A 21,480-nucleotide genomic window follows, 5' to 3' on the forward strand; every position below is an offset into this window, starting at 1 on the left:
AGCCGTGTCCCCAGTCAGCAGAATGCAGATCCTGCCACGTCCCTTCGCCTTGCCCCTGGCTTCCACCCCCGTTCTGCTGCCAGGCCTGGCGTCACCGCACATCCACACCCTGCCGAACCGCGCCCGCAGTGTGCTGCTGCCCCTGGCTGACAGTCCCCTGGTGTGCCTCGACTTCTGGTGCCGGGCCGGCAGCGTGTTCGAGGAGTCGGGCGAGAGCGGTCTGGCCCACTTCCTGGAGCACATGGTGTTCAAGGGCAGTGCGCGGCTGGGGCCAGGCGAATTCGATGGGCGGATCGAGGCCCTGGGCGGCAGCAGCAATGCGGCCACGGGCTTCGACGATGTGCACTACCACGTGCTGATCCCCCCGGAGGCCGCCCTTGAGGCCCTGGATCTGCTGCTGGATCTGGTGCTCGAGCCCGCCCTGGTGGACGAGCCCTTTCAGATGGAGCGCCAGGTGGTGCTCGAGGAGCTGGCCCAGAGCGAGGACCAGCCGGACGATGTGGCCCTGCAGCGGCTGCTGCGGCTGGGTTGCGGCAGCCACGCCTACGGCGCGCCGATCCTGGGGGAACGCCAGGCCCTGCTGGCCCACACGCCTGCCGCCATGGCGTCCTTCCAGAAGCGCCTGTACGGCGCTGAGCGCTGCGTGCTCGCTGTGGCCGGCGCCCTGGAGAGCCTCGCACCAGCACTGGAGAGCCGCATCGGCGCCAGCCCCCTGGCCGGCCTGCCCCGGCGGGATGAGCCGCCGCGCCGCTCGCCCATGGGCGTGGTGCCGGGCACGCACCGGCTGGCCCTGCCCCGGCTGGAAGCCGCCCGGCTGCTGATGCTCTGGGCCCTGCCTCCCGCCAGCGACCTCGCCGCCGTGATGGGAGCGGATCTGCTCACCACCCTGCTGGCGGAAGGCCGCCGCAGCCGGCTCGTGGCCCTGCTTCGGGAGGAGCTGCAGCTGGTGGAGAGCATCGACCTCGATCTGCACGTGATGGAGTGCGGCAGCTTCGCCCTGCTGGAGGCCATCTGCGAACCCGAGGATCTCGGCGCGGTGCGTCAGGCCATCGACGCAGCCTGGCTGCAGCTGCAGCAGGAGGCGATCGGCGAGCCGGAGTGGCAGCGGGCCCTGCACCTGGTGGCCAACGGCTACCGCTTTTCGCTGGAGTCACCCGCTGGGGTGGCCGGCACCATCGGCAACAACCTGCTCTGGGGGCGGCCTCAGGAGCTGGGGCTGCCTCTGGAGCATCTGCACGATTGGACCGCGGACGCCCTGCAGCGACAGCTGGTGCCCCTGCTCGATCCCGCCCTGGCCTGTGTGCTTGAGGCGGTGCCCGCATGAGCAGCTGGACCTGCCTGTCGCTCGCTGGCGGCCTTCCGCTGCTGCTGCAGCAACGACCGGGCGTGGGTCTGGTGGCAGCCCGGCTCTGGATCCGGGGAGGCAGCAGCCGCGATCCCGTTGGCGGCCGGGGCGCCATGCAGCTCCTGGCTGGGGTGATGACCCGTGGCTGCGGAGCTCTCACAGCTGAACAGCTCGCCGACCTGGTGGAGGGCCGCGGCGCCGCCCTGCGCTGTGAGGCCCATGAGGACGCCCTGGTGATCAGCCTCAAGTGCGCCAGTGACGATGCCTCGGAACTGCTGCCGCTGCTGCTGGCGATGGCACGCGAGCCCGGCCTTGCCCCGGAGCAGGTTCAGCTGGAACGGCAACTCAACCTGCAGAGCCTGCAACGCCAGAGGGAGGACCCCTTCCAGCTCGCCCATGACGGGCTGCGGGAGCTCCTCTACGCCAGCGGCCCCTACGGCCACGATCCGCTCGGGGTGGAAGCCGAGCTCGAGCAACTCACGGCCGCCGCCCTGGCCCCCCTGGTGGACGACCTCGGCCGCCAGGGAGCCCTGCTGGCCGTCTGCGGCGACCTGCCGGCGGCGGCCGATCTGCAGGGCCAGCTCAACCGCCAGCTGGGCCTGACACCGTGGCAGACAGCCCTGCCCGTGCCCCAGCCGACGACGGCGGCGGGGACCGGAGTGGATCCCGTGCTGCTGTGCCAGGACACCGAGCAGGTGGTGGTGATGCTCGGGGCGGCGACAGTGCCTCTGGGCCACCCGGACGCCCTGGCCCTGCGCCTGCTGCAGGCCCACTTCGGCCTCGGCATGTCGAGTCGACTTTTTGTGGTGATGCGGGAGGAACGGGGCCTGGCCTACGACGTGGGCGTGCACCTGCCGGCCCGCTGCGGCCCGAGCCCCTTCGTGTGGCACTGCTCCAGCTCCACTGAGCGGGCTGGGGAAGCGATGGCCGCGTTGCTGGAGGAGTGGCAGCGCCAGCTGGAAACGCCCCTCAGCACCGCGGAACTCAGCCTGGCCAGGGCCAAGTTCCGGGGGCAGGACGCCATGGGCCGCCAGACCTGCGGCCAGATCGCCGATCGTCAGGCGCTGGTGATGGGCCATGGCCTGGGCGACGGCTACGTCGCCCGCTCCCTGCTGGCGGCAGAGCAGCTCAGCGCCGATGACCTGCTGGCTGCCGCGCGGCGCCATCTGGCTGAGCCCAGCCTCAGCCTGTGTGGTGCGGCAACGGCGGTGGCGGCGGCCGAGGCCGTGTGGAGCTCCTGGAGCAGCAGGGCAGCGCTGCCGCCGGCGACTTCAGGGAGTCGTTAACGTCATCCCACGATTCTGGCCAGCAATGCCTGTCACCTATCCCCGGAAGCTCTCGAACAATCTCAGCGCCCGGGACGTGATGGCTCAGGTGGTGCAGAAGCGCGAACTTCAGGTGCTGTTTCTGAATGGCTACCGCTTCAACGAACAGCGCTCCTGCCTGGAGCTCACCAGCCTGATCGAGCTGCTTGACGGTGAGCCGGCCGAACTGGTGCGCGATCTCTCCCACCACGTCAACGATGAGGCCCGCCACGCGGCCTGGCTCACCGACCTGCTCTTCGAGATGGATGTGCCGATCGGCAATCCACCCACGTCCTCCTACATCGATGAACTGAACCGGCTGCTGGACAGCTCCGCATCGGACGGGCGCAAGGACGAGGGCGTCGTGGCTGCCCTGGCCTCCATCAATGCCACGGAAAAGCGCGGCTGCCAGACCTTCTCGGCCCACATTCACGCCCTGAAGAGCGCCCCGGCCAGCGAGGAGAACACCAGGATCCGGGAAACCCTGGAGAAAATCCTGCCGGAAGAAGCCGGCCACGTGCGCTGGGGCAACCGCTGGCTCAACGCCATTGCCAGCCGCAGCCCCGCCGATCGGGCCAGGGTGGATGAGGCCAAGCACCGCTATTCCCTGATTGAGCACGCCGCCTACGCCGCCGGCATGGACATCACCGCAGGTGCCGAACTGCGGCGCCTCTCCAACCTGGTGGAGATCGCCGGCACCATCCCTGCCTGGCAACGGCCCGCCTACCTGCTGGAGCGCCTGCCCCAGACCCTGCTGGCTCCTGACCTGCAGAAGTCCCGCTTCCTGGCGGCCAAGCGCGTCTGGGAGCAGGAACCGGAGCAGTTCTTCGATCGCTTCGTGCCGATGTTCCTGAGCGGCCTGCAGAATCTGCGGCCCAGCGCCAGCAAGGCTGGCTGAAGCAGGGCCGCTCAGGCCAAACGCCAGGACTCAGGGGCTCGCGGGCTGGCCATCAGGGGCAGCCACGAGAGCTGCGGCCGCGATCAGAAATGTGCCGCGCCGGAAGCGCACCGCCAGCTGCCCCATCGAGCGCTGGCCCACCACGGTGCCCACCTCATTCAGATCCACCAGGTCGGGGGGGCGCAGCATCGGCATGGGGTCCGCAGTCTTGAGATAGCGGGGAGTGTGCTGCAGGCACACTGCAGCGCCGATCGCCCAGGCCGGCTCAACCGGTTCCAGGCTTGACTGGGGCTCCTGGCTCGGCTGCTGCTCTGGCTGGGGGGTGCTGGTCATGGTGCGGCGCCGGCAGTGCGCCCAGACGGGCCTGGTCATCATGGTGCCCTGGCAGCGTGTCCACGGCGCGGCAGACTGGGGCCACACCATTCCTGGACGATTTGCGGGCCCTGGCGAACTGGAGTGGAGCGGTTGCAGGCCTGTTGCTGATCCTGGTGGGGGGCCTGATCCAGGCGGCCGTGCCCCTTCCGGTGGGCCAGGGGCAGTGGGCCCTCACGGCCCTGCCGATCACGCTGCAGGTGCCGGCCCTGCTGCTCACGGCGGTGGTCTGCGGCCCCCGCAGCGGCCTGCTGGCCGCCCTGGCCTACCTCACCCTGGGGCTGTTCCAGCTGCCGGTGTTTCAGGGCGGCGGTGGCAGCGCCTATCTGCTGGATCCGGGCTTCGGCTACCTGGCCGGCTTCGTGCCCGCCGCCTGGCTCACGGGCCGGCTGGCCCGGCAGCGCGGCATGGGCGACCTGCTCAACCTCACCCTGGCCAGCGCGGTGGGAGTGGGAGTGATTCAGGTGTGCGGTGCCCTCAACCTGCTGATCGGTGCGTTGGCCGGGCGCTGGCCCGGCGGCGTGCTGCCGCTGCTGATGAGCTTCTCGGTGGGGCCGCTGCTGAGCCAGCTGCTGCTGTGCTGTGCCGTGGCCACCGCGGCGGTGGCCCTGCGCAAGTTGCTGCTGGTGCCCTCATGAGCCGCCTGCAGAGGATCAGCTACCTGCTGGCGGCCGCGGTGGTGCTGGCCGACCAGACCAGCAAGGCCTGGGCCCAGCAGGCCCTGCAGCCCGGCCTGCCCCGCCCGTTCCTGCCCGGGCTGCTGGAGCTGCTGCTCACCTGGAACACGGGGGCGGCCTTCAGCCTGTTCAGCGGCGCCACCCAGGCCCTCGGCGTGATCAGCCTGGCGGTGGCAGCAGGCCTGGTGGTGGCGATCGCCCGCCAGGGGACGATGCGACTGTCCCGCAGCCTGGCCCTCGGCTTTCTGCTGGGCGGCGCCGTCGGCAACGGCATCGACCGCTGGCGGCTGGGGGCCGTGGTGGACTTCCTCGCCCTGGTGCCGATCAATTTTCCGGTGTTCAACCTGGCTGACATCGCCATCAACCTGGCCGTGCTCTGCCTGGCCATCGATCTGCTGGGCGACAGGGGGTCGCGGCGTGCTTGAAACCCTGCGCCGGCGCTGGCGCCGCTGGCGCCAACCCGGCCAGTGCCAGGTGGAGATCCATGTGCCTGGCCTGCCCAGCCGGACGGTGACGATCCAGAGCGGGGCCTACCGGATCGGCCGCGATGCCGACGGCCAGATTCCGATTGAGCACACGGCGGTGAGCCGTCAGCACGCCTTGCTGGAGCAGCGCGGCGGCGCCTGGCTGCTCTCCGACAACGGCTCCACCAACGGCTTGTGGTGGCGCAACCGCCGCATCCAGCACCTGCTGCTGCGCGATGGCGACACGGTGCGGTTCGGCCCCACCCACCAACCAGGCCTGCCCGAGCTGGACTTCCAGCGCCGCCCCCAACCCCGCTCCCAGCGCCTGCTGCGGGGCCTGGCCCTCGGCCTGGCGGCAGTGGCCAGCGGCGGCCTGGCACTGCTGGCGCTGTCCGTGGCCCAGGGGCCGATCCGCGGCAGCCTGGCCACGGTGAGGGGGCCCCTGGCCCTCTACGACCGGCAGGGCAAGCCGATCAACTCGGTGCAGGGCCTGGAGCACCGCGAGCTGGCCAAGCTGGGCGACTACCCGCCGGTGCTCATGGACGCCCTGCTCGCCAGTGAGGACGCTCGCTTCTGGTGGCACCCCGGCGTGGACCCGGTGGGCACGGCCCGGGCCCTGGTGACGAACCTCGCCGGCGGCCGGGTGCTGGAGGGGGGCAGCACCCTGACCCAGCAGCTGGCCCGCAGCCTCTATCCCGACCAGGTGGGCCAGGGGGAGACCCTGGGGCGCAAGTGGCGGGAGCTGCTGGTGGCGCTGCAGCTGGAGGCCCTGTTCAGCAAGCACGACCTGCTGCTCAGCTACCTCAACCGGGTGTATCTGGGCGTGGGCTGGGGCTTTGAGGATGCCTCGCGGCACTTCTTCGGCAAGCCCGCCGCCGAGCTGGAGCTGCAGGAAGCGGCCCTGCTGGTGGGCCTGTTGCCCTCGCCGAATGGCTATGACCCCTGTGTGGCGCCCCAGGCCGCCCTGGAATCCCGCAACGCGGTGCTGCGCAAAATGGTGGACTCCGGCCGCCTCGGTGCGGATGCCGGCCGCTCCGCCCGCCGCAGCCCGGTGCAGGTGGCGCCCGAGGCCTGCAAGCGGGCCGCCGAGCGGCGCGGTGCGCCCTTCTACACCGATCAGGTGCGCCGCGACCTGCAGGGCCTGGTGGGTCCGGCCGTGGCGGCCGAGGGCAATTTTCTGATCGAGACCCACCTCGATCCAGGCGTCCAGGAGCAGGTGGAGCGGGTGCTGCGGCAGCGGCTGAACAGCAGTCGTGGCCTCAATGTGAGCGAGGGTGCCGTGGTGGTGCTCGATGTGCGCAACGGTGGCATCGTGGCGATCGCCGGCGGCCGCGACTACCAGCAGAGCCAGTACAACCGGGCCTCGATGGCCCAGCGCTCCCAGGGCAGCACCTTCAAGCTGTTCCCCTACCTGGCGGCTCTGGAGCGGGGCGCCGGACCCGGCGATGGGGTGAACTGCGGGCCCCTGCGCTGGCGTGGCCAGACCTTCAGCAGCGACTGCAGCGGCAAGCTCAGCCTGCTGAGCGCCTTCGCCCGCAGCAGCAACACCGCCGCCCTGCGCACCGCCCAGAAGGTGGGCCTCGAAGCCGTCGTGCAGCAGGCCCGGGATCTGGGCGTCACCAGCCCCCTCAGCCCCATCCCGGGCCTGGCCCTGGGCCAGAGCGAAGTGACCCTGCTGGAGCTCACCTCCGCCTATGGCGCCGTGGCCAATGACGGCACCTGGCACGCCCCCAGCACGATCAAGCGGCTCGTGGACGCCGAGACCTGCCGGGGCAAGGATCCCGCCAGTTGCCGCCGCGAGGCGGCCGAGAGCGCGGCCAGCACCGCTCCAGGCCGGCGGGTGGTGAGCGAGAAGACAGCGCGCTCCATGCAGCAGCTGCTGCGGGCCGTGGTGACCAGCGGCACCGGGCGGGCAGCGCGGCTCGGGGGCCTAGAAGGCGGCAAAACGGGCACCAGCAACGAGAACCGCGATCTGGTGTTCATCGGGATCGCTCCCGAGCGCCACTGGGTGGTGGGCGTGTGGCTGGGCAACGACGACAACAGTCCCACCCGGGGCTCCAGTGCCCTGGCTGCCGGGCTGTGGGCCGAGATCCTGCGCGCCACCTCCTGAACGGTGAAACAGCGCACCCGCCTCTGGATCGCCGCCGGCCTGCTGCTGCTGGCGCTGGTGGTGGTGGGGGTGGTGCTGCAGGCCATCAACCAGCTGGTGTGGCAGCTGAGTGCCGTGCTGCCCTACGGCCTGGTGGGGCCGGTGGTGGCCCTGCTGCTGCTGGCGCTGGCCCTGCTGCTGGCGCAGCTGGCCTGGCCCTGGCTGAGGGGGCTGGGCCGGGGCGGGGCTCGCGGGCCCGGTCAGGCCGCCGGCGCCCGCCCCCCTGCTGAGCCGCCGGGCAACCGCCGCGAAGCCGCAGCCCGCCAGCTGGAAGCAATCGATCAGACCCTCGAGCGTGTGCGCGACGCGGTGGAGCGCCAGGCCCTCCAGGAGCGTCAACAGCGCATGGCCGCTGAGCTGGAGCGGGGAGACCTGGTGATCGTGGTGTTCGGCAGCGGCTCCTGCGGCAAGACCTCCCTGATCCGGGCCCTGTTGCGGCAGCTGGTGGGGGAGGTGGGGGCGCCGATGGGGGTCACCGAGCGCAGCAGCCGTTACCGGCTGCGCCTGAAGGGCCTGCGGCGGGCCGTGTGGCTCGTGGACACCCCCGGGATCCTCGAAGCGGGGGATGCCGGCCAGCAACGCGAGCGGCTGGCCCGGACCCAGGCCAGCCGCGCCGATCTGCTGCTGCTGCTGGTGGATGGCGACCTGCGGGCCACGGAGTTCCAGGTGCTGGAAACCCTGGCCGGCCTGGGCAAGCGCCTGTTGCTGGTGCTCAACAAGTGCGATTTGCGCGGCGAGCAGGAGGAGCAGCGCCTGCTGGCCCTGCTGCGCCGCCGCTGCAGCGCCCTGCTCGCGCCAGAGGATGTGCTGCCGGCCAGCGCTGCTCCCCAGAGCGTGCCGATGCCAGGGGGACGGCCGCTGCAGCCCGCCCCGGAGGTGGCGGCCCTGTTGCGGCGGCTCGCCGCCTTGCTCCACGCCGAGGGGGAGGAGCTGATTGCCGACAACCTGCTGCTGCAGTGCCGGCAGCTGGGCGAGGCCAGTCGCCAGCTGCTGGCAGAACAGCGGCGGGCTGATGCCGACGCCGTGGTGGAGCGTTACAGCTGGATCGGTGCCGCGGTGCTGGCGGTGACGCCCCTGCCGGGAGTCGATCTGCTCGGCGCGGCGGCCGTGAATGCCCAGATGGTGGTGGAGATCGCCAAGGTCTACGGGGTGAACCTCAGCCGCCAGAACGCCCAGGAGCTGGCCCTGTCGGTGGGCCGCACCCTGGCGGGCCTGGGGCTGGTGAAGGGGGGCGTGAGCCTGGTGAGTGCGGCCCTGAGCCTGTCGCTGCCGGCCCTGGTGGTGAGCCGGGCGATCCAGGCGGTGAGTGCGGCCTGGCTGACGCGGGTGGCCGGCCAGAGTTTCATCACCTACTTCGAGCGGGACCAGGACTGGGGCGACGGCGGCATGCAGGAGGTGGTGCAGCGCCACTACGACCTGGGCCGTCGCGACGGCGACCTGCGCCGCTTCCTGGCCGAGGCCTTCAGGCGTGTGGTGGAACCCCTGCGGCAGCAGGAGCGGCAGTTGCCCCCCAGACCCGGGGCGTGAGGCTGGCGGCCGGCCTCGAAGCGCCGACGCTGCCTAACCCCAGGGCCTCCGGCGGGGGCGGCTGCAAGGGGCCCCGGCTGTCGAGCACCAGGATCAGGCCCAGGTAGAGCACGGCCACCAGGATCGAGATCGCCCCGGTGATGATCGCCACCCACTTGGAGCGCGGACTGGGGTCAGGGGTCATCGGCTGGTCCGCGACAGGTGGCCCGAACAGGCCGGCAGGGAGGCGGCCACCACGGCCCTGAGCCGCTGCAGCTCAGCCCCAGTGGTGTGGGGGTTGCCCAGCACGGCCTTGAGGTGATGGCGACCGCCGTGCAGGGGCCGCGACAGCATCAGCTGCTGCTCCAGCAGCCGGTGCCGCGTGGTGAGGCTCCAGGTCTCGGCCGCGCTGGCCTCAGCGCCGCGCAGCGTGAAGGCCAGCAGGTGAAACCTCCCCTGCAGCAGCTCCAGGGCGGGAAGGCTGCCCAGCAGTTCCACCAGCTGCCGGCGGCGCTGGATCGCGCCGTCCAGAACCGCCTCGATGCCGTCGAGGCCCAGTTGCCGCAGGCCCAGCCAGAGCTTGAGCACGTCGGCGGGGCGGGTGCCCTGCAGGCCGCACTCGCCGCCGTGGCCGCCGCCCCAGCTCGGCTCCATGTAGGGCAGGCCGGTGCCGAAGGCCTGCTCAAGGGCCTCGGGCCGGCGCAGCAGCAAAAGGGAGGAGGTCTTGGTGATGCCGAGCAGCTTCTGGGGGTTGATCGTGACGGAATCCGCCAGCGCCAGCCCCTCCACCCGGTGCCGATGGCGGGGGCTGAGGCCGAACACGGCTCCGATCGCCCCATCCACGTGCAGCCAGTGGCCGTGGCGGCGGCAGAGCGCCGCACTGCGGGCCAGGGGATCGACGCTGCCGCGCACGGTGGTGCCGGCGGTGGCCACCACGGCGATCACCGGGATCCCCTGGGCCGCCAGGTGCTGCAGGGTGTGATCGAGGGCGGCGGGGTCCATGCCGCCGTCGGCGGCCGTGGGCACGGCCCACAGGGCCGCCGGCGGCAGGCCCATCACGGTGAGCGCCTTGTTGAGGGACACATGGCCATCGGCACTGGCCACCACCACAGCATCAGCGCGGCAGCCGAGGCCAGCCTGCTGGCGCGCGGTGACCAGGGCCATCAGGTTGGCCAGGGTGCCGCCGCTGGCCGCCACGCCACCACTGCCGGGGCCGAGGCCCAGCTGCTCGGCGAGCCAGGAGGCCAGGTGGCGCTCCAGGCGAGACAGGCTGGGGGAGAGCTCCTCGGCCAGCAGGTTGTTGTTGAGGCCGGCGCAGATCAGGTCGGCCGCGATCGAGGCGGGCAGGGGCGGCGGATCGAGGTGGGCCAGGGCGCCGGGGTGGGCAGGGTTGTAGGCGCCGTCCATCACCAGCTGAAGATCGGCCAGCAGCCGCGCGTTCGCCAGACCGCCCTGCTCGGGTTCGACGCCGGGCAGCACGCTCAGCGCCGGCAGGGGCCCTCGGCTGGACGCACTGGCCAGCCAGGCGCACAACTGCTGCGAGGCCTGCTCCAGAAACTCCTGCAGGCGCTGATCGAGCTGGTGCGGGCTGGCGAAGGGCAGGGGCGGAATCGCCCTCGGGGCTGGTGGCGCGCTAGCCAACGGCGGACGATCGGATCGTGCCATTCTCACCTGCAGGCTCGCGGAGCCACAAGCAACCAGGGCCTGCGGGAGCAGCAATGGCCAGCAGCGCCAGCCACGACGCCCCCGGCGACATGCGGGTGCACTACAGCTTCTGGATGGAGCGCCTGCTGCGCTGCGCCGGCCGCCTCGGGGCCAGCGGCGAAATTCCGGTGGCGGCGGTGGTGCTCGATGCCGGCGGCCGTTGCATCGGCTGGGGGGGCAACCGCCGCCACCACCGCCAGGATCCCCTCGGCCATGCGGAGCTGGTGGCGATTGCCCAGGCCAGCCGCCTGCTGGGCGATTGGCGAATGAACCAGTGCACCCTGCTGGTGACCCTCGAGCCCTGCCCCATGTGTGCCGGAGCCCTGGTGCAGGCCCGCCTCGGCACCCTGGTGTACGCCGCCCCGGACCCCAAGCGCGGTGGGGTGGGAGGAGCCCTGGATCTGGTGCGCCATCCGAGCGCCCACCACCACATGCGCGTGGTGGCCGGCGTGGAGGCCGAAGCTGCCGGCCGCCAGCTGCGGCGCTGGTTCAGACAGCGACGGCAGCCGGCCGATCAGATGCCGCACCAGGATGGAAGGCTGGCAGTTCGGTGCGGAACAGCTCCAGCAGGCGATCCACGTTTTCCGGCTGACTGTTGAAGCCCATCAGCCCGATCCGCCACACCTTGCCGGCCAGGGCACCGAGACCACCACCGACCTCGATGCCATGGGCGTTGAGCAGGTGCAGGCAGAAGGCCTTGCCATCCACGCCCTCGGGGATGCGCACCGTGGTGAGGGTGGGCAGACGCAGGTGCTCAGGGGCATGCAGGGAGAGGCCCAGATCTTCCAGGCCGGCCCAGAGCCGCTCGGCGTTGCGGCGGTGGCGGGCCCAGGCCTGCTCCAGCCCCTCCTCGGCCAGCAGCCGCAGGGCCTCCCGCATGCCGAAGTTCATGTTCACCGGAGCGGTGTGGTGATACACCCGGTCGCTGCCCCAGTAGCGGTTCAGCAGGGTGACATCGAGATACCAGTTGGGCACCTTGCCCTGGCGGGCTGCCATCTTGGCTTCAGCCCGGGGCCCCATTGTGAACGGACCCAGCCCGGGAGGGCAGCTGAGACCCTTCTGGCTGCAGCTGTAGGCCAGATCCACCTTCCAGTCATCGAGGTACACGGGCACGGCACCAAGCGAAGTGACCGTGTCCAGCAGCAGCAGGCAGTCGTGGGAACGGCAGAGGTCGCCGATGCCATCCATCGGCTGGCAGATGCCCGTGGAGGTCTCGGCATGCACCATGGCCAGCACCGCCGGCCTGTGCAGCTTCACGGCCGCCTCGATCTCCTCGTAGGTGAAGGCCTCACCCCAGGGCCGCTCGATGGTCACCACCTCGGCGCGGTAGCGACTGGCCATGTCCACCAGCCGCAGGCCGAAGTAGCCCTTCACGGCCACCAGCACCTTGTCACCCGGCTCGAGGGTGTTGGCCAGGGTGGCCTCCATCGCGGCGCTGCCCGTGCCGCTCATGGGGATGGTGAGCCGGTTGTCGGTCTGCCAGGCGTAGCGCAGCAGCTCCTGCACCTCACCCATCAGCTCCACGTACAGCGGATCGAGGTGGCCGATCGGCGTACGGGCCAGGGCCTGCAGCACCGTGGGGTGGGCATTGGAGGGCCCTGGGCCAAGCAACAGACGATCGGGCGTGGCAATGGGCCCGAGCGCACGGCGATGGGAGTTGTTGACGGAGGGCAGCGCAGACAAGGGGCCGGGGGAGGAAAAGGGGAACGTTCGGACTCAGATCCTGACAGTCAGCCTACGAAGCACCACCGCAGGCCAACCGTCAGGAGGATGTCGGGAGGATTCAGCGGGCGCGCACGTTGCTGGCACCCAGCCCACGGCAGAGGTGCTCGAAGGGCGGGCGCACCACGGCGGCCAGGGCCGAGGGGTCAGCGTTGGCTTCGGCGGCCAGCAGCTCGCACACCACATCGCCCATCAGCGCAATGCTGCGCACCGTGGGGCCGGTAGGCACCCCGAGGCTCTTGTAGGTGTCGTCGAGGCCGTTGAGCACCCGCTCGTTGAGGATCGAGGCATCAGCGGCCACCAGGGCATAGCTGGCGTAGCGCAGGAAATAGTCCATGTCCCGCAGGCAGGCCGAGAGGCGGCGGGTGGTGTAGGCGTTGCCACCGGGCAGGATCAGCTCGGGGTCATCGAGCCAGAGCCGCTGGGAGGCCTCGCGCACGATGGCGGCGGCCTCGCGGTTGATCAGCTCCACGGCCCGCAGCCGCAGGGCCGATTCGGCGAAGTAGGCATTGATGCGATCGATCGCATCCCGGTCGAGGTAGCGGCCCAGCTGGTCGTAGCGGCCGATCAGACCGGTGATGGCATCGCGCATGGTTCGAAAAGTTCGACGCACCTGCGGCGGAAGCTAGCACTCATGACTGGCCAGAACCCAGGCGCAGGGCGCGATCTGGCCGATCTGAGAGAAACAGTTACGCAAGCAGGCCTGGAACTTCGGTAGCAAGCGCTACAGGTTGACGGTTGGCGGGCTCCCTACCTTCCGGCCACGCCGCCAAGGGCCGGCACCACCCCTGCATTGCTCCATGGCCAAAACCGCTCAGGACGTCCTGCGTCAGATCCAGGACGACGGCATTGAGTTGATCGACCTCAAGTTCGTTGACCTGCATGGCAAGTGGCAACACCTCACAGTCCACAGGGATCTGATCGACGAGGACGCCTTCACCAGTGGGGTGGCATTCGACGGCTCATCCATCCGCGGCTGGAAGGCCATCAATGAGTCGGACATGGCGATGGTGCCTGACCCGGCCACGGCCTGGATCGACCCCTTCTACAGCCACAAGACCCTCAGCCTGATCTGCTCGATCCAGGAGCCGCGCAGCGGTGAGCCCTACGGGCGCTGCCCGCGCGCCCTGGCCCAGAAGGCGCTCGAGTATCTGGGCTCCACCGGCATCGCGACATGGCCTACTTCGGGCCCGAGCCGGAGTTCTTCGTGTTCGACGATGTGCGCTTCAACTCCGGCAACGGCAGCAGCTTCTACAGCGTCGATTCGATCGAGGCTCCCTGGAACAGTGGCCGTCAGGAGGAAGGGGGCAACCTGGCCTACAAAATCGCCCTGAAAGAGGGTTACTTCCCGGTTGGTCCCAACGACACGATGCAGGACATGCGCAGCGAAATGCTGCTCACCATGGCCAGTCTGGGGGTGCCGATCGAGAAACAGCACCATGAGGTGGCCACGGCGCAGCACGAGCTCGGCATGAAGTTCGCCGAGTTGATCCGTGCCGCGGACAACGTGATGATCTACAAGTACGTGGTGCGCAACGTTGCCAAGAAATACGGCAAGACAGCCACCTTCATGCCCAAACCGGTGTTCGCCGACAACGGCAGCGGCATGCATGTGCACCAGAGCCTCTGGAAGGGAGGCGATCCCCTGTTCTTCGGTGAAGGCACCTACGCCAACCTCTCCCAGACGGCCCGCTGGTACATCGGTGGCCTGCTGAAGCACGCCCCCAGTTTCCTCGCCTTCACCAATCCCACCACCAACAGCTACAAGCGTCTGGTGCCCGGTTTCGAGGCACCGGTGAACCTGGTCTATTCCCAGGGCAACCGCTCAGCAGCCGTGCGGATTCCGCTGACCGGCCCGAGCCCCAGGGCCAAGCGCCTGGAGTTCCGCTCCGGCGATGCCCTCTCCAATCCCTACCTGGGCTTTGCGGCGATGTTGATGGCCGGCATCGACGGTATCAAGAACCAGATCGACCCCGGCGACGGCACCGACCTGGACCTGTTCGAGCTCAGCGCTGAGGAGCTGGCGCGGATCTCCACGGTGCCGGCCTCCCTGAATGGGGCGCTCGAAGCCCTCGATGCCGACAAGCACTACCTGATGGAGGGTGGCGTGTTCAGCGCCGACTTCCTCAGCAACTGGATCGATCTCAAATACGAGGAGGTGCAGCAGCTGCGCCAGCGGCCCCATCCCCACGAGTTCGTGATGTACTACGACGCGTGAGGGCGGATCTGGGCCAGGGCGCTGTCGTGCAGATGCTTCTGATGGGCGTGGCGGGTGGCCCAGGCCCTGAGCTGATGCGCCGCATCAGCGGTGGGGTTGAGCTCGGGATGGCGGCTGATCTGGGCCAGCTCGGCGTCATGGCGACGCCGTTCGCGGCTGTGCTGCTGGGCCCAGGCCAGGAAGGTGGGATCGGGTCGGGGCCCGCCAGGCGTGCTCAGTGGCAGCGGGATCGGCAGGGGACGGGCAGCCATGACATCTCTTGGGGCGTTTCAATACATCGAGTCTCGCCCAGGTCTGTAGCCATCAATACCAACGCCGGTTTTCCTTCACAGTTCGTGTCTGGCTGAGCCCTGGCCTGAGCCGGGGGCCAGGGCAGGGGCGGGATCTCTCGGCATGGTTTCCCCGTTGGCCCTGACCGCCGAGAGGCGACCGGCCAGCCGGGCATTGGCGGGGTGAAGCCGGTGGCCACGTTCGAGAACGCCCGCTGCCTCCAGAGGGCGACCCTGGGACTCCAGCAGGGCGGCCAACTCCAGGAAGCCGCGGGGGTGGGGCCTGGCCTTCGAGAAGATCACGGCGTAGAGCCTGGCGATCGCCTGCTCCGGATCGTGCAGCACGCCCGCCTGAATGCGGGCCAGGTGCAGACGGCCGCGCTCGTCATCGAGCGCCTCAGCAACCGCGTGGGCCAGCCGCGGAAACGGGACGCCGTGTTCACGTACCAGTCGTCGTGACCACTGAGCTGCTTGAACACCCGGCGGAATCCCTGTTGCTGCATCAGCCGCAGGATCTTTTTCCGCTCCGGCGAGAAGTTGTGCTCGATCGTGAAGCAACGGAAGCGATAGCGATCCAGGGGGAGATGGCTGAGCACCATCAGCTCGGCCCCCTCCACATCCAGGGAGAAATAGTCGATCACTTTGGGGGCGTTATGCCGATCCAGCAGGTCTCCCAAGGTGATCGTGGGAACTTCGATCGTGTCGGTGAAACCGGAACGGGGCTCCATCACCCGGCGCTCGCCCGTGGCGTCCAGGCCGCCGTAGAGGCCGTTGCAGGCAAAGCTCAGCGTGTCGCCGCTGCGGGAATAGAGGGCCTCAGCCACCACCGGAATCGAACGCCGGGCCTCAGCATCGCGCCGCAACAGGGGATTGGGCTCTCCTCCCAGACCCTTCCAGCCCATGATCTCAAGCAGCAGGGTGTTGGAGAGGCGACTGCCGTTAGCGAGGCCGAATTCGAGGAAATAGCCTGGCTTGGGACCCTGGCAATAGAGGGCAAACAGATCCTGCAGGCTCTGGGAATTGGTGAGCTGCTGAAAGGGCTCACAGAACTGCAGAAATCGATCCCGGGAATCGAACAGTCCCATCCCAAGCCGCCGCTCTGTCTGCGGCGCAGAAACTAGCACTGAGGCACAGCCTTTTAGCTCTTCAACCACCAGGCCAGCAGCAAGCCGGGGGTGCCCCAGCGCCACAGGCGCCAGAACCACACCTCCATGCGCTGGGGCGAGGCCAGCTCCCCCGGCAGCGGATCAAGCAGGCGCTGGGCCAGGGCCAGCCGCTGCCGCTGGCGGCGCTGCCGAACGCCGCTGACCCGCGCCGCCATGGCCGCCAGGGTCAGCAGGCCATCGAGATGGTGCAGCAGGGCCACGGGTCGCCGAGGCCCATGGACGCCGCGGCGGCGCAGACGGTGAGGCGGAGTCCGCATCGGTGGTTCCAGCCCAGGTGCGCGGCAGAAGCGTCAGGATGGTTCAGCCGATGCAGTTTCGTCCAGTGGACACGGCTTCAACACGGCCCTCTGGGGTTTCGTCGACCACTGCAGGCGCTGGCTGGCCCGACGGGGCCGCCGATCAGGCCCGCTGCCTGCATCGCTCGCTCACGATCGGTGACCGCGACTGGCACGCCCTCAAGACCCAGCGTTGCCGCCGCGGCGCCGAACAGCTGGCCGCCGCCCTGGTGCAGCTCACCAGCTGCGATAATCCCGGCAGCCGTCAGAGCACGCCGGCCAGGCAGGAGGCCCTCGCCCTGGTGGAGCACGCCCTGCTCTGGTTGAGGGCCGAGATCAGCGACCCAGGCTGCCCCAGCCACGGGCGCTGAGCGCCGGCCGTAGCCGCTCGCGCCTCACGGCCAGCTGCAAGCGGTTGCCGCGCGGACTCCAGCGCACGTCGTCAAAACAGTGGTGAATCAGGAACAGGCCCCGGCCATCGCAGGAGTCCAGGGCGAGGGGCAGCTGACAGCAGCGAGCCGATTCAGGCACCCCAGGGCCCTCGTCCTGCACCTGCCACACCACCCAGCGGGGTGTCTCGATCCGGCGAATGCGCAGACACTTGGCCGGATCACAGCCATTGCCATGGCGCACGGCGTTCACCAGAGCCTCCTGCAGCCCCAGCTGCAGCTCGGCCTGCAGCTGGAGGCAGCGCACAGGTTCCAGCAGCAACTCCACCAGAGGCGCCAGCTGCAGCGTGGAGGGAGTGATGAAATCAGACCAGCGAAGCGCCATCAACCGCAGGTTCTTGGCCTTGGTTTGACCCTAGATGGCAGGGGGTGGTGCCACAGGCCTGGGGCGTCATCGGTTGATGCGTTGTTGCAGGGCCGGCTGGTTCAGCAGCGCATCCATCAGGCGCACCCCCCGCAACTGGTTCACCAGGGGCATGTGGCCCTCAGGAGCGTCGATGGACCAGGCGAAGGAGCCTGGATAGCGGGTCCAACGCCCGTCCTGCTTCCAGCCCAGACGGGGCCAGAGCTGCTCCCACCGCCCCTGGCAAGCCTGCAGCAGTCGGCCCTGCACCGAGAAACCGAAGCGCCCGCGTGAGTAGCAGACCCAGAGACGATCGAGCGCTTCGAGGTCTGGAGCCGGCATGGCAGGCACCTCGCTGTAATACACGTAGCCACGGGTCACCGCGGCGGCGCCGGCCAGCTCCCGCAGGATGGCACTGGTGAGGCGATCGGCCTCCTCAAAGGCCATCCGGGCCAGCTGCAGCTGCAAGGGGGCGTAGTCGATGCCTTTGGCACTGGACGTGGCCAGCCAGCCCTGGGGATGGAGGTCCAGAAAGGCCTGGGCCTCGGCGCTGGGGGTCTCCAGCAGCAGCTGAATCAGGGCGCCGGCAGCCCAGTCGTCGCCTGTGGCATCCAGGCCGGCCAGGTGATCGGCCAGCAGCGGCCGCAGTTCTGCGACCCGCTGCTGGACGGGGCCCAGCAGGGCGCGGCGCTGCCGGGCCGTGGCCGCCTGGAAGCGCTGGAGCAGATCCTCAGGGCTGACGTTGGCGGAAACCGGTGCGCCGGAGAGCATGGATTGAGCGTGTCTGAGCAGGGCCCGCTGGTTCCACTATGTCAGGCGGCAGCGAGGCCAGGAGACAGGTTGAGCGCATGGTGGGGCCATTCCAGGGCCACTGCCTAGGATTGACCTTTGCCTCTTCCCCATGGGTGCAGCCATTCAGTTCTTCCGTGGTGTGGATGAACCGGTCGTGCCCGACATTCGGCTGACGCGCTCCCGGGACGGGCGCACCGGCCAGGCGATGTTCGTGTTCGAGGAGCCCCAGGCCCTGGCCCCGGAAACCATGGGAGACATCACCGGCATGTTCCTGGTGGATGAGGAGGGGGAGATGGTGACCCGGGAGGTCAAGGCGCGCTTCGTGAACGGCAAGGCCAGCGCCCTCGAGGCCACCTACACCTGGAAGACCACCACCGATTTCGAGCGGTTCATGCGCTTTGCCCAGCGCTATGCGGACAGCCACGAGCTGGGCTTCTCGGGCGGGGGCGGCGCTGAGCCCGCCGCTGACCAGGGCGAAGTCGCCAGCGATGCCCCCAGCGAGGACTGAGACCTTGCGGTTCGGCCAATGGCTCGGCCTGCTGGCCCTGGTGGCAGCCCTGACCCTGCTCTGGACCCTCCGCCAGAGCCTGCTCACCCTGTTCGCGGCCGTGGTGGTGGCCATGGCCCTCTGCACCCTGATCGGCTGGATGCGGCAGCGGCTGGGATGCGGCCGTCCCCTCGCCGTGGTGCTCAGCCTCGGCCTGGTGTCGGTGGTGCTGGCGGTGCTGGCCACGGCCGTGATCCCGCCCTTCGTCGAGCAGTTCGGGGAACTGGTGTCAAAGCTGCCCGCAGCGGCCACCACCCTGCTCAATCTCACCCGCGACCTGATCTCCCGGGCCAGCCAGATGCTCTACGGCCGCAGTGATGGCGGCCTGGACTGGTTGCGCGAGGGTCTGTTCAGCGGCGGTGAACCCAGCAACCTCAGGGGTGGAGCCCTGCAGCTGCTGGGCCTGGCCGGCGGCCTGGGCACGGGCCTGCTGCAGCTGCTGTTCGTGGTGGCGGTGGCCTGATGATCACCCTGCAGCCCCTGGCCTATCGGGAGATCGCCGTGCTGCTGGTGCCCTCCTTCTACCGGCGGCGGTTTCGCAAGGTGCTGGTGAGCTGCGGCGATGCCCTCAGCGGCTGGATGGTGGGCGTGCTGATCAGCTCCCTGTGCGTGGGGGTGCTGGCGGCGATCGGCCTGAGCCTGCTGGGGGTGAAGCTGGTGGCCGCCAATGCGGTGCTGGCGGGGCTGCTGAACATCATTCCCAACATCGGCCCCACGCTCAGCACCGTGTTCCCGATGTCGGTGGCGCTGCTGGACAGCCCCATCAAGGCCCTGGCCGTGCTGCTGCTCTATGTGGCGGTGCAGAACCTGGAGAGCTATCTGATCACCCCTTCGGTGATGCAGCACCAGCTGAATCTGCTGCCCGGCCTCACCCTCACGGCCCAGCTGCTGTTCACCGTGGTGTTCGGCCCGCTCGGGCTGCTGCTGGCCCTGCCCCTGGCGGTGTGCCTCCAGGTGGTGGTGAAGGAGGTGCTGATCCACGATGTGCTGGACCGCTGGAAGCGGCCGCCCCTGGCCAGCTGATGGCAGACGTGCCTCCTGCCCAACCGCCCAGGAGCCCGCGCCGCCGGCCCAGCACGGGCCTGGATGCCCGCACTGTGCTGGGCGTGCTGGTGCTGGTGCTGCTGGCCATGCTCACCTGGGCCCTGCGCTGGGTGTTGCTGGTGCTGTTCGGCGCCGTGGTGCTGGCGGTGTCGCTGGATGTGCCCACCACGCTGCTGATGCGGCGGCTGCGCCTGCAGCGCACCCAGGCCCTGGCCCTGGTGATCGCCATCCTGCTGGTGCTGGGCGCCTGGCTCACCCAGCAGCTGCTGCCGGAGCTGCTGGGCCAGATCAGCCAGCTGGGCCAACTGATCCCGGAGGTGGGGGCTCGGCTGGCCGAGCTGATCGCCCGGGTGACCTGGCTGCCCAGGCTCGACCAGACCCTGGAGCGGCTCAACAGCTGGGAGGGCCTGCAGCCGGTGGGCGCCCAGCTGCTCGGCGTGGCAGGGGGAGCCGCCAACAGCACGGTGCAGCTGCTGCTGATGGTGCTGCTGGCGATTCTGCTGGCCCTCGACCCCCGGCACCACCGACAGCTGGTGGTGGCGATCACTCCGGCCAAGTGGCGCCCGCAGATGGTGCAGCTGCTCGAGGAGTGCCGCGAGGCCCTGGGGGGCTGGCTGGCGGGCATGACCCTCTCAGCGGTGACGGTGTTTCTGCTCACCTGGGCCGGCCTGAGCCTGCTGCAGGTGCCCCTGGCCCTGCTCAGCTCCCTGGTGTGCGGCCTGCTCACCTTCGTGCCCACGATCGGCCCCACCGCCGCCACCCTGCTGCCTCTGGCTGTGGCGCTGCTGGTGTCGCCCACCAAGGTGCTGCAGGTGCTGGTGCTGCGCCTGGTGCTGCAGAACGGCGAGGCCTTCCTGCTCACCCCGATCCTGCTCAGCCGCACGGTGAATCTGCTGCCCACCGTGGCCCTGATGGCTCAGCTCAGCCTGGGCACCCTGCTGGGCCTGCCGGGGGTGCTGCTGGCCCTGCCGCTGGTGGTGGTGCTCCAGGTGCTCTTCAGCACCGTGGTGGTGCAGCGGGTGATGGACCGCTGGACCAGCTGAGCCCAGCTCAGCGGTAACGGCGCCAGAGGTCTGGAAGCAGCAGCAGCACCAGCACCGCCAGGGCGTGATGCACCACGGTGTTCCAGAGGGTGGTGAAGGTGAAGTGGTCGGCCAGAAGGCGCAGATCGAAGCGCAGATCCACCAGGGCAAGCAGGCCCAGCAGGATCGGCAGGGCCGGAATCGGGCGCTTCAAGGCAGGGAGCTCATGGGGTGGATGGCTCTCAGGACTTCGCCAGCACGGGGAGCAGGGTGGGCGCCACCGCCACGCTCGACCAGGCGCCCACCAGCACGCCCACGCTGAGGGCCACGGCGAACCAGAACAGGGTGCTGCCACCGAAGAGAATCAGGGCCAGCAACGGCAACAGGGTGGTGAAGGTGGTGTAAATGGAGCGGGTGAGGGTGGCGGACACGGCGGCATCGGCCTGATCGGCCAGGGGCAACTCCTTGAGCTGACCCCGTTTTTCGCGGATGCGATCGAAGATCACCACGGTGTCATTCACCGAATAGCCGGCAATGGTGAGCAGGGCCACGGCAAACAGGCTGTTCACCTCCACCCCGCCCAGCAACCCCAGCCAGGCGAACACCCCGCAGGTGATCAGCACGTCATGGCCCAGACAGAGCAGGGCCAGCAGGGCAAACAGGCGGTCGTAGCGGAAGGTGATGTAGGCGGAGATGCCCACGAAGCTCACGGCCAGGGAGATCAGGCTGGCCCGCAGCAGTCGGGCGCCGAGGGTGGGGCCGATCGTCTCCACGGCGAGACCGGCTGGATCGGTGGGGCCCAGCAGGGACTGCAGACCATCCACCACGGCCTGGCCCTGGGCGGCACTGAGGCTGGGCAGGCGCAGCAGCACCTGCTCTCCGCCGTCGAGAAGCTGCACGGAGGAGCCCCCCAGGCTGGGGGGCCGAGCCCCGTCGTCTTCAACGGGCAGGGTGAGGCTTTCCAGCCGCGCTTCCACCGCGTCGCTGCCGAGCTCAGCGCAGCGCTCTCCACAGAGGCGGGCAATCTGGATCTGGGTGCCACCAGTGAAATCCAGGCCGAGGCGCAAGGGCGCGCCGATGCTGGGGGCCCTCCAGGAGAGTCCGAGACCGAGCAGGCTCAGCGCCAGGGCCACGGCGGAGATGGCCCAGAACTGGCGGCGGCGGCGGTTGACCCGCACACCCAGCAGGCTGCTCAGAAGAGTCATCGGCGCCAA

At 69.6% G+C, this 21,480-nt stretch carries 24 protein-coding genes and 2 pseudogenes; 13 read left to right on the top strand and 13 right to left on the bottom strand.

The window, feature by feature from the left end:
- The first annotated feature begins 22 nt into the window (after positions 1-22).
- The 3 genes from IQ220_RS05735 to IQ220_RS05745 are packed head-to-tail and all read left to right on the top strand — an operon-like array spanning position 23 to position 3,547.
- Complete coding sequence (locus tag IQ220_RS05735) at positions 23-1,324, top strand: pitrilysin family protein (protein ID WP_193913520.1); 1,302 nt, start codon at positions 23-25, stop codon at positions 1,322-1,324.
- Positions 1,321-2,631 (top strand): pitrilysin family protein, encoded by a 1,311-nt coding sequence (locus IQ220_RS05740; protein WP_193913522.1) that lies wholly within the window; start codon positions 1,321-1,323, stop codon positions 2,629-2,631. The genes IQ220_RS05735 and IQ220_RS05740 overlap by 4 nt, the downstream gene beginning before the upstream one ends.
- Positions 2,632-2,656: 25 nt before the next feature.
- Entirely contained in the window at positions 2,657-3,547 is an 891-nt protein-coding gene (locus IQ220_RS05745) for a ferritin-like domain-containing protein (protein WP_186699799.1), read from the top strand.
- Between the two features lie 30 nt (positions 3,548-3,577).
- Here IQ220_RS05745 and IQ220_RS05750 read toward each other — a convergent pair whose 3' ends face one another.
- Positions 3,578-3,880: an NAD(P)H dehydrogenase assembly family protein gene (locus IQ220_RS05750; RefSeq protein ID WP_186699801.1), complete on the bottom strand. Its 303-nt coding sequence runs from the start codon at positions 3,878-3,880 to the stop codon at positions 3,578-3,580.
- A gap of 101 nt (positions 3,881-3,981) precedes the next feature.
- On the opposite strand from IQ220_RS05750, the gene IQ220_RS05755 reads away from it, so the two are divergent.
- From IQ220_RS05755 to IQ220_RS05770, 4 genes are read left to right on the top strand one after another with little or no spacing between them, the layout of a single operon-like run.
- Positions 3,982-4,557 carry a biotin transporter BioY gene (locus IQ220_RS05755; RefSeq protein WP_193814602.1) on the top strand — a complete coding sequence of 192 codons (576 nt, stop codon included), beginning with the start codon at positions 3,982-3,984 and terminating at the stop codon, positions 4,555-4,557.
- Positions 4,554-5,021 (top strand): signal peptidase II, encoded by a 468-nt coding sequence (gene lspA, locus IQ220_RS05760; RefSeq protein WP_193913524.1) that lies wholly within the window; start codon positions 4,554-4,556, stop codon positions 5,019-5,021. The genes IQ220_RS05755 and lspA overlap by 4 nt, the downstream gene beginning before the upstream one ends.
- A complete protein-coding gene (locus tag IQ220_RS05765; RefSeq protein WP_193913526.1) occupies positions 5,014-7,170 on the top strand; it encodes a transglycosylase domain-containing protein in 2,157 nt (718 codons plus the stop codon). Before lspA ends, IQ220_RS05765 begins: the two co-directional genes overlap by 8 nt.
- Positions 7,171-7,173: 3 nt before the next feature.
- Positions 7,174-8,736 carry a GTP-binding protein gene (locus IQ220_RS05770; RefSeq protein ID WP_193913528.1) on the top strand — a complete coding sequence of 521 codons (1,563 nt, stop codon included), beginning with the start codon at positions 7,174-7,176 and terminating at the stop codon, positions 8,734-8,736.
- Here the strand turns inward: IQ220_RS05770 and IQ220_RS05775 are convergent.
- Positions 8,672-8,920 carry a hypothetical protein gene (locus IQ220_RS05775; protein WP_193913530.1) on the bottom strand — a complete coding sequence of 83 codons (249 nt, stop codon included), beginning with the start codon at positions 8,918-8,920 and terminating at the stop codon, positions 8,672-8,674. The two genes, IQ220_RS05770 and IQ220_RS05775, sit on opposite strands and share 65 nt — an antisense overlap.
- Positions 8,917-10,356 (bottom strand): pyridoxal-dependent decarboxylase, encoded by a 1,440-nt coding sequence (locus IQ220_RS05780; RefSeq protein ID WP_228008883.1) that lies wholly within the window; start codon positions 10,354-10,356, stop codon positions 8,917-8,919. Before IQ220_RS05780 ends, IQ220_RS05775 begins: the two co-directional genes overlap by 4 nt.
- 77 nt (positions 10,357-10,433) lie before the next feature.
- On the opposite strand from IQ220_RS05780, the gene IQ220_RS05785 reads away from it, so the two are divergent.
- Complete coding sequence (locus tag IQ220_RS05785) at positions 10,434-11,018, top strand: nucleoside deaminase (protein ID WP_228008884.1); 585 nt, start codon at positions 10,434-10,436, stop codon at positions 11,016-11,018.
- Here the strand turns inward: IQ220_RS05785 and IQ220_RS05790 are convergent.
- Entirely contained in the window at positions 10,909-12,102 is a 1,194-nt protein-coding gene (locus IQ220_RS05790; protein WP_193913534.1) for an alanine--glyoxylate aminotransferase family protein, read from the bottom strand. The genes IQ220_RS05785 and IQ220_RS05790 overlap by 110 nt on opposite strands.
- Before the next feature lie 100 nt (positions 12,103-12,202).
- Positions 12,203-12,733, bottom strand: a complete 531-nt coding sequence (locus IQ220_RS05795; RefSeq protein ID WP_193913536.1) for an allophycocyanin subunit beta — start codon at positions 12,731-12,733, stop codon at positions 12,203-12,205.
- A gap of 208 nt (positions 12,734-12,941) precedes the next feature.
- Here IQ220_RS05795 and glnA point away from each other — a divergent pair.
- A pseudogene (gene glnA / locus IQ220_RS05800) lies at positions 12,942-14,359 on the top strand (type I glutamate--ammonia ligase).
- On the opposite strand, the gene IQ220_RS05805 reads toward glnA, so the two are convergent.
- From IQ220_RS05805 to IQ220_RS05820, 4 genes are all read right to left on the bottom strand, one after another.
- Positions 14,347-14,610: a hypothetical protein gene (locus tag IQ220_RS05805; protein ID WP_228008885.1), complete on the bottom strand. Its 264-nt coding sequence runs from the start codon at positions 14,608-14,610 to the stop codon at positions 14,347-14,349. The pseudogene glnA and the gene IQ220_RS05805 sit on opposite strands and share 13 nt — an antisense overlap.
- A gap of 75 nt (positions 14,611-14,685) precedes the next feature.
- Complete coding sequence (locus tag IQ220_RS05810; RefSeq protein WP_193913538.1) at positions 14,686-14,973, bottom strand: tetratricopeptide repeat protein; 288 nt, start codon at positions 14,971-14,973, stop codon at positions 14,686-14,688.
- Entirely contained in the window at positions 14,928-15,713 is a 786-nt protein-coding gene (locus IQ220_RS05815) for an FkbM family methyltransferase (protein WP_193913540.1), read from the bottom strand. The genes IQ220_RS05810 and IQ220_RS05815 overlap by 46 nt, the downstream gene beginning before the upstream one ends.
- 53 nt (positions 15,714-15,766) lie before the next feature.
- Complete coding sequence (locus IQ220_RS05820; protein ID WP_193815119.1) at positions 15,767-16,051, bottom strand: hypothetical protein; 285 nt, start codon at positions 16,049-16,051, stop codon at positions 15,767-15,769.
- A 50-nt stretch (positions 16,052-16,101) separates the two neighbouring features.
- Between IQ220_RS05820 and IQ220_RS05825 the strand changes: the two genes are divergently transcribed.
- A complete protein-coding gene (locus IQ220_RS05825) occupies positions 16,102-16,440 on the top strand; it encodes a DUF6439 family protein (RefSeq protein WP_228008886.1) in 339 nt (112 codons plus the stop codon).
- Here IQ220_RS05825 and IQ220_RS05830 read toward each other — a convergent pair.
- Together IQ220_RS05830 and IQ220_RS05835 are read right to left on the bottom strand one after the other, a co-directional pair.
- The gene (locus IQ220_RS05830; RefSeq protein ID WP_193913542.1) at positions 16,406-16,843 is read right to left on the bottom strand and encodes an ATP-binding protein; all 438 of its coding nucleotides are present in this window, start codon (positions 16,841-16,843) and stop codon (positions 16,406-16,408) included. The genes IQ220_RS05825 and IQ220_RS05830 overlap by 35 nt on opposite strands.
- 66 nt (positions 16,844-16,909) lie before the next feature.
- Positions 16,910-17,632: a GUN4 domain-containing protein gene (locus IQ220_RS05835; protein ID WP_193913544.1), complete on the bottom strand. Its 723-nt coding sequence runs from the start codon at positions 17,630-17,632 to the stop codon at positions 16,910-16,912.
- 130 nt (positions 17,633-17,762) lie between these two features.
- Between IQ220_RS05835 and psb28 the strand changes: the two genes are divergently transcribed.
- The 3 genes and pseudogenes from psb28 to IQ220_RS05850 all read left to right on the top strand — a co-directional run bounded on the left by psb28 (position 17,763) and on the right by IQ220_RS05850 (position 20,287).
- Positions 17,763-18,161 (top strand): photosystem II reaction center protein Psb28, encoded by a 399-nt coding sequence (gene psb28, locus IQ220_RS05840; RefSeq protein WP_193913546.1) that lies wholly within the window; start codon positions 17,763-17,765, stop codon positions 18,159-18,161.
- Positions 18,162-18,165: 4 nt separating this feature from the next.
- Positions 18,166-19,223: pseudogene (locus tag IQ220_RS05845) on the top strand (AI-2E family transporter).
- 59 nt (positions 19,224-19,282) lie between these two features.
- Entirely contained in the window at positions 19,283-20,287 is a 1,005-nt protein-coding gene (locus IQ220_RS05850; protein ID WP_193913738.1) for an AI-2E family transporter, read from the top strand.
- 7 nt (positions 20,288-20,294) lie between these two features.
- On the opposite strand, the gene IQ220_RS05855 is transcribed toward IQ220_RS05850, so the two are convergent.
- Complete coding sequence (locus IQ220_RS05855) at positions 20,295-20,480, bottom strand: hypothetical protein (protein WP_186699827.1); 186 nt, start codon at positions 20,478-20,480, stop codon at positions 20,295-20,297.
- A 28-nt stretch (positions 20,481-20,508) separates the two neighbouring features.
- Positions 20,509-21,471 carry a protein translocase subunit SecF gene (gene secF / locus IQ220_RS05860; protein WP_193913548.1) on the bottom strand — a complete coding sequence of 321 codons (963 nt, stop codon included), beginning with the start codon at positions 21,469-21,471 and terminating at the stop codon, positions 20,509-20,511.
- Positions 21,472-21,480 lie beyond the last annotated feature (9 nt).

This window comes from Cyanobium sp. LEGE 06113, from assembly GCF_015207615.1.

Bases quoted from the DNA above. Each gene is read 5' to 3' on its own strand.
- IQ220_RS05735 (WP_193913520.1), top strand. From the start codon at position 23: ATGCAGATCCTGCCACGTCCCTTCGCCTTGCCCCTGGCTTCCACCCCC.
- IQ220_RS05740 (WP_193913522.1), top strand. From the start codon at position 1,321: ATGAGCAGCTGGACCTGCCTGTCGCTCGCTGGCGGCCTTCCGCTGCTG.
- IQ220_RS05745 (WP_186699799.1), top strand. From the start codon at position 2,657: ATGCCTGTCACCTATCCCCGGAAGCTCTCGAACAATCTCAGCGCCCGG.
- IQ220_RS05750 (WP_186699801.1), bottom strand. From the start codon at position 3,880: ATGACCAGCACCCCCCAGCCAGAGCAGCAGCCGAGCCAGGAGCCCCAG.
- lspA (WP_193913524.1), top strand. From the start codon at position 4,554: ATGAGCCGCCTGCAGAGGATCAGCTACCTGCTGGCGGCCGCGGTGGTG.
- IQ220_RS05775 (WP_193913530.1), bottom strand. From the start codon at position 8,920: ATGACCCCTGACCCCAGTCCGCGCTCCAAGTGGGTGGCGATCATCACC.
- IQ220_RS05785 (WP_228008884.1), top strand. From the start codon at position 10,434: ATGGCCAGCAGCGCCAGCCACGACGCCCCCGGCGACATGCGGGTGCAC.
- IQ220_RS05795 (WP_193913536.1), bottom strand. From the start codon at position 12,733: ATGCGCGATGCCATCACCGGTCTGATCGGCCGCTACGACCAGCTGGGC.
- IQ220_RS05805 (WP_228008885.1), bottom strand. From the start codon at position 14,610: ATGGCTGCCCGTCCCCTGCCGATCCCGCTGCCACTGAGCACGCCTGGC.
- IQ220_RS05815 (WP_193913540.1), bottom strand. From the start codon at position 15,713: ATGGGACTGTTCGATTCCCGGGATCGATTTCTGCAGTTCTGTGAGCCC.
- IQ220_RS05820 (WP_193815119.1), bottom strand. From the start codon at position 16,051: ATGCGGACTCCGCCTCACCGTCTGCGCCGCCGCGGCGTCCATGGGCCT.
- IQ220_RS05825 (WP_228008886.1), top strand. From the start codon at position 16,102: ATGCAGTTTCGTCCAGTGGACACGGCTTCAACACGGCCCTCTGGGGTT.
- IQ220_RS05830 (WP_193913542.1), bottom strand. From the start codon at position 16,843: ATGGCGCTTCGCTGGTCTGATTTCATCACTCCCTCCACGCTGCAGCTG.
- IQ220_RS05835 (WP_193913544.1), bottom strand. From the start codon at position 17,632: ATGCTCTCCGGCGCACCGGTTTCCGCCAACGTCAGCCCTGAGGATCTG.
- psb28 (WP_193913546.1), top strand. From the start codon at position 17,763: ATGGGTGCAGCCATTCAGTTCTTCCGTGGTGTGGATGAACCGGTCGTG.
- secF (WP_193913548.1), bottom strand. From the start codon at position 21,471: ATGACTCTTCTGAGCAGCCTGCTGGGTGTGCGGGTCAACCGCCGCCGC.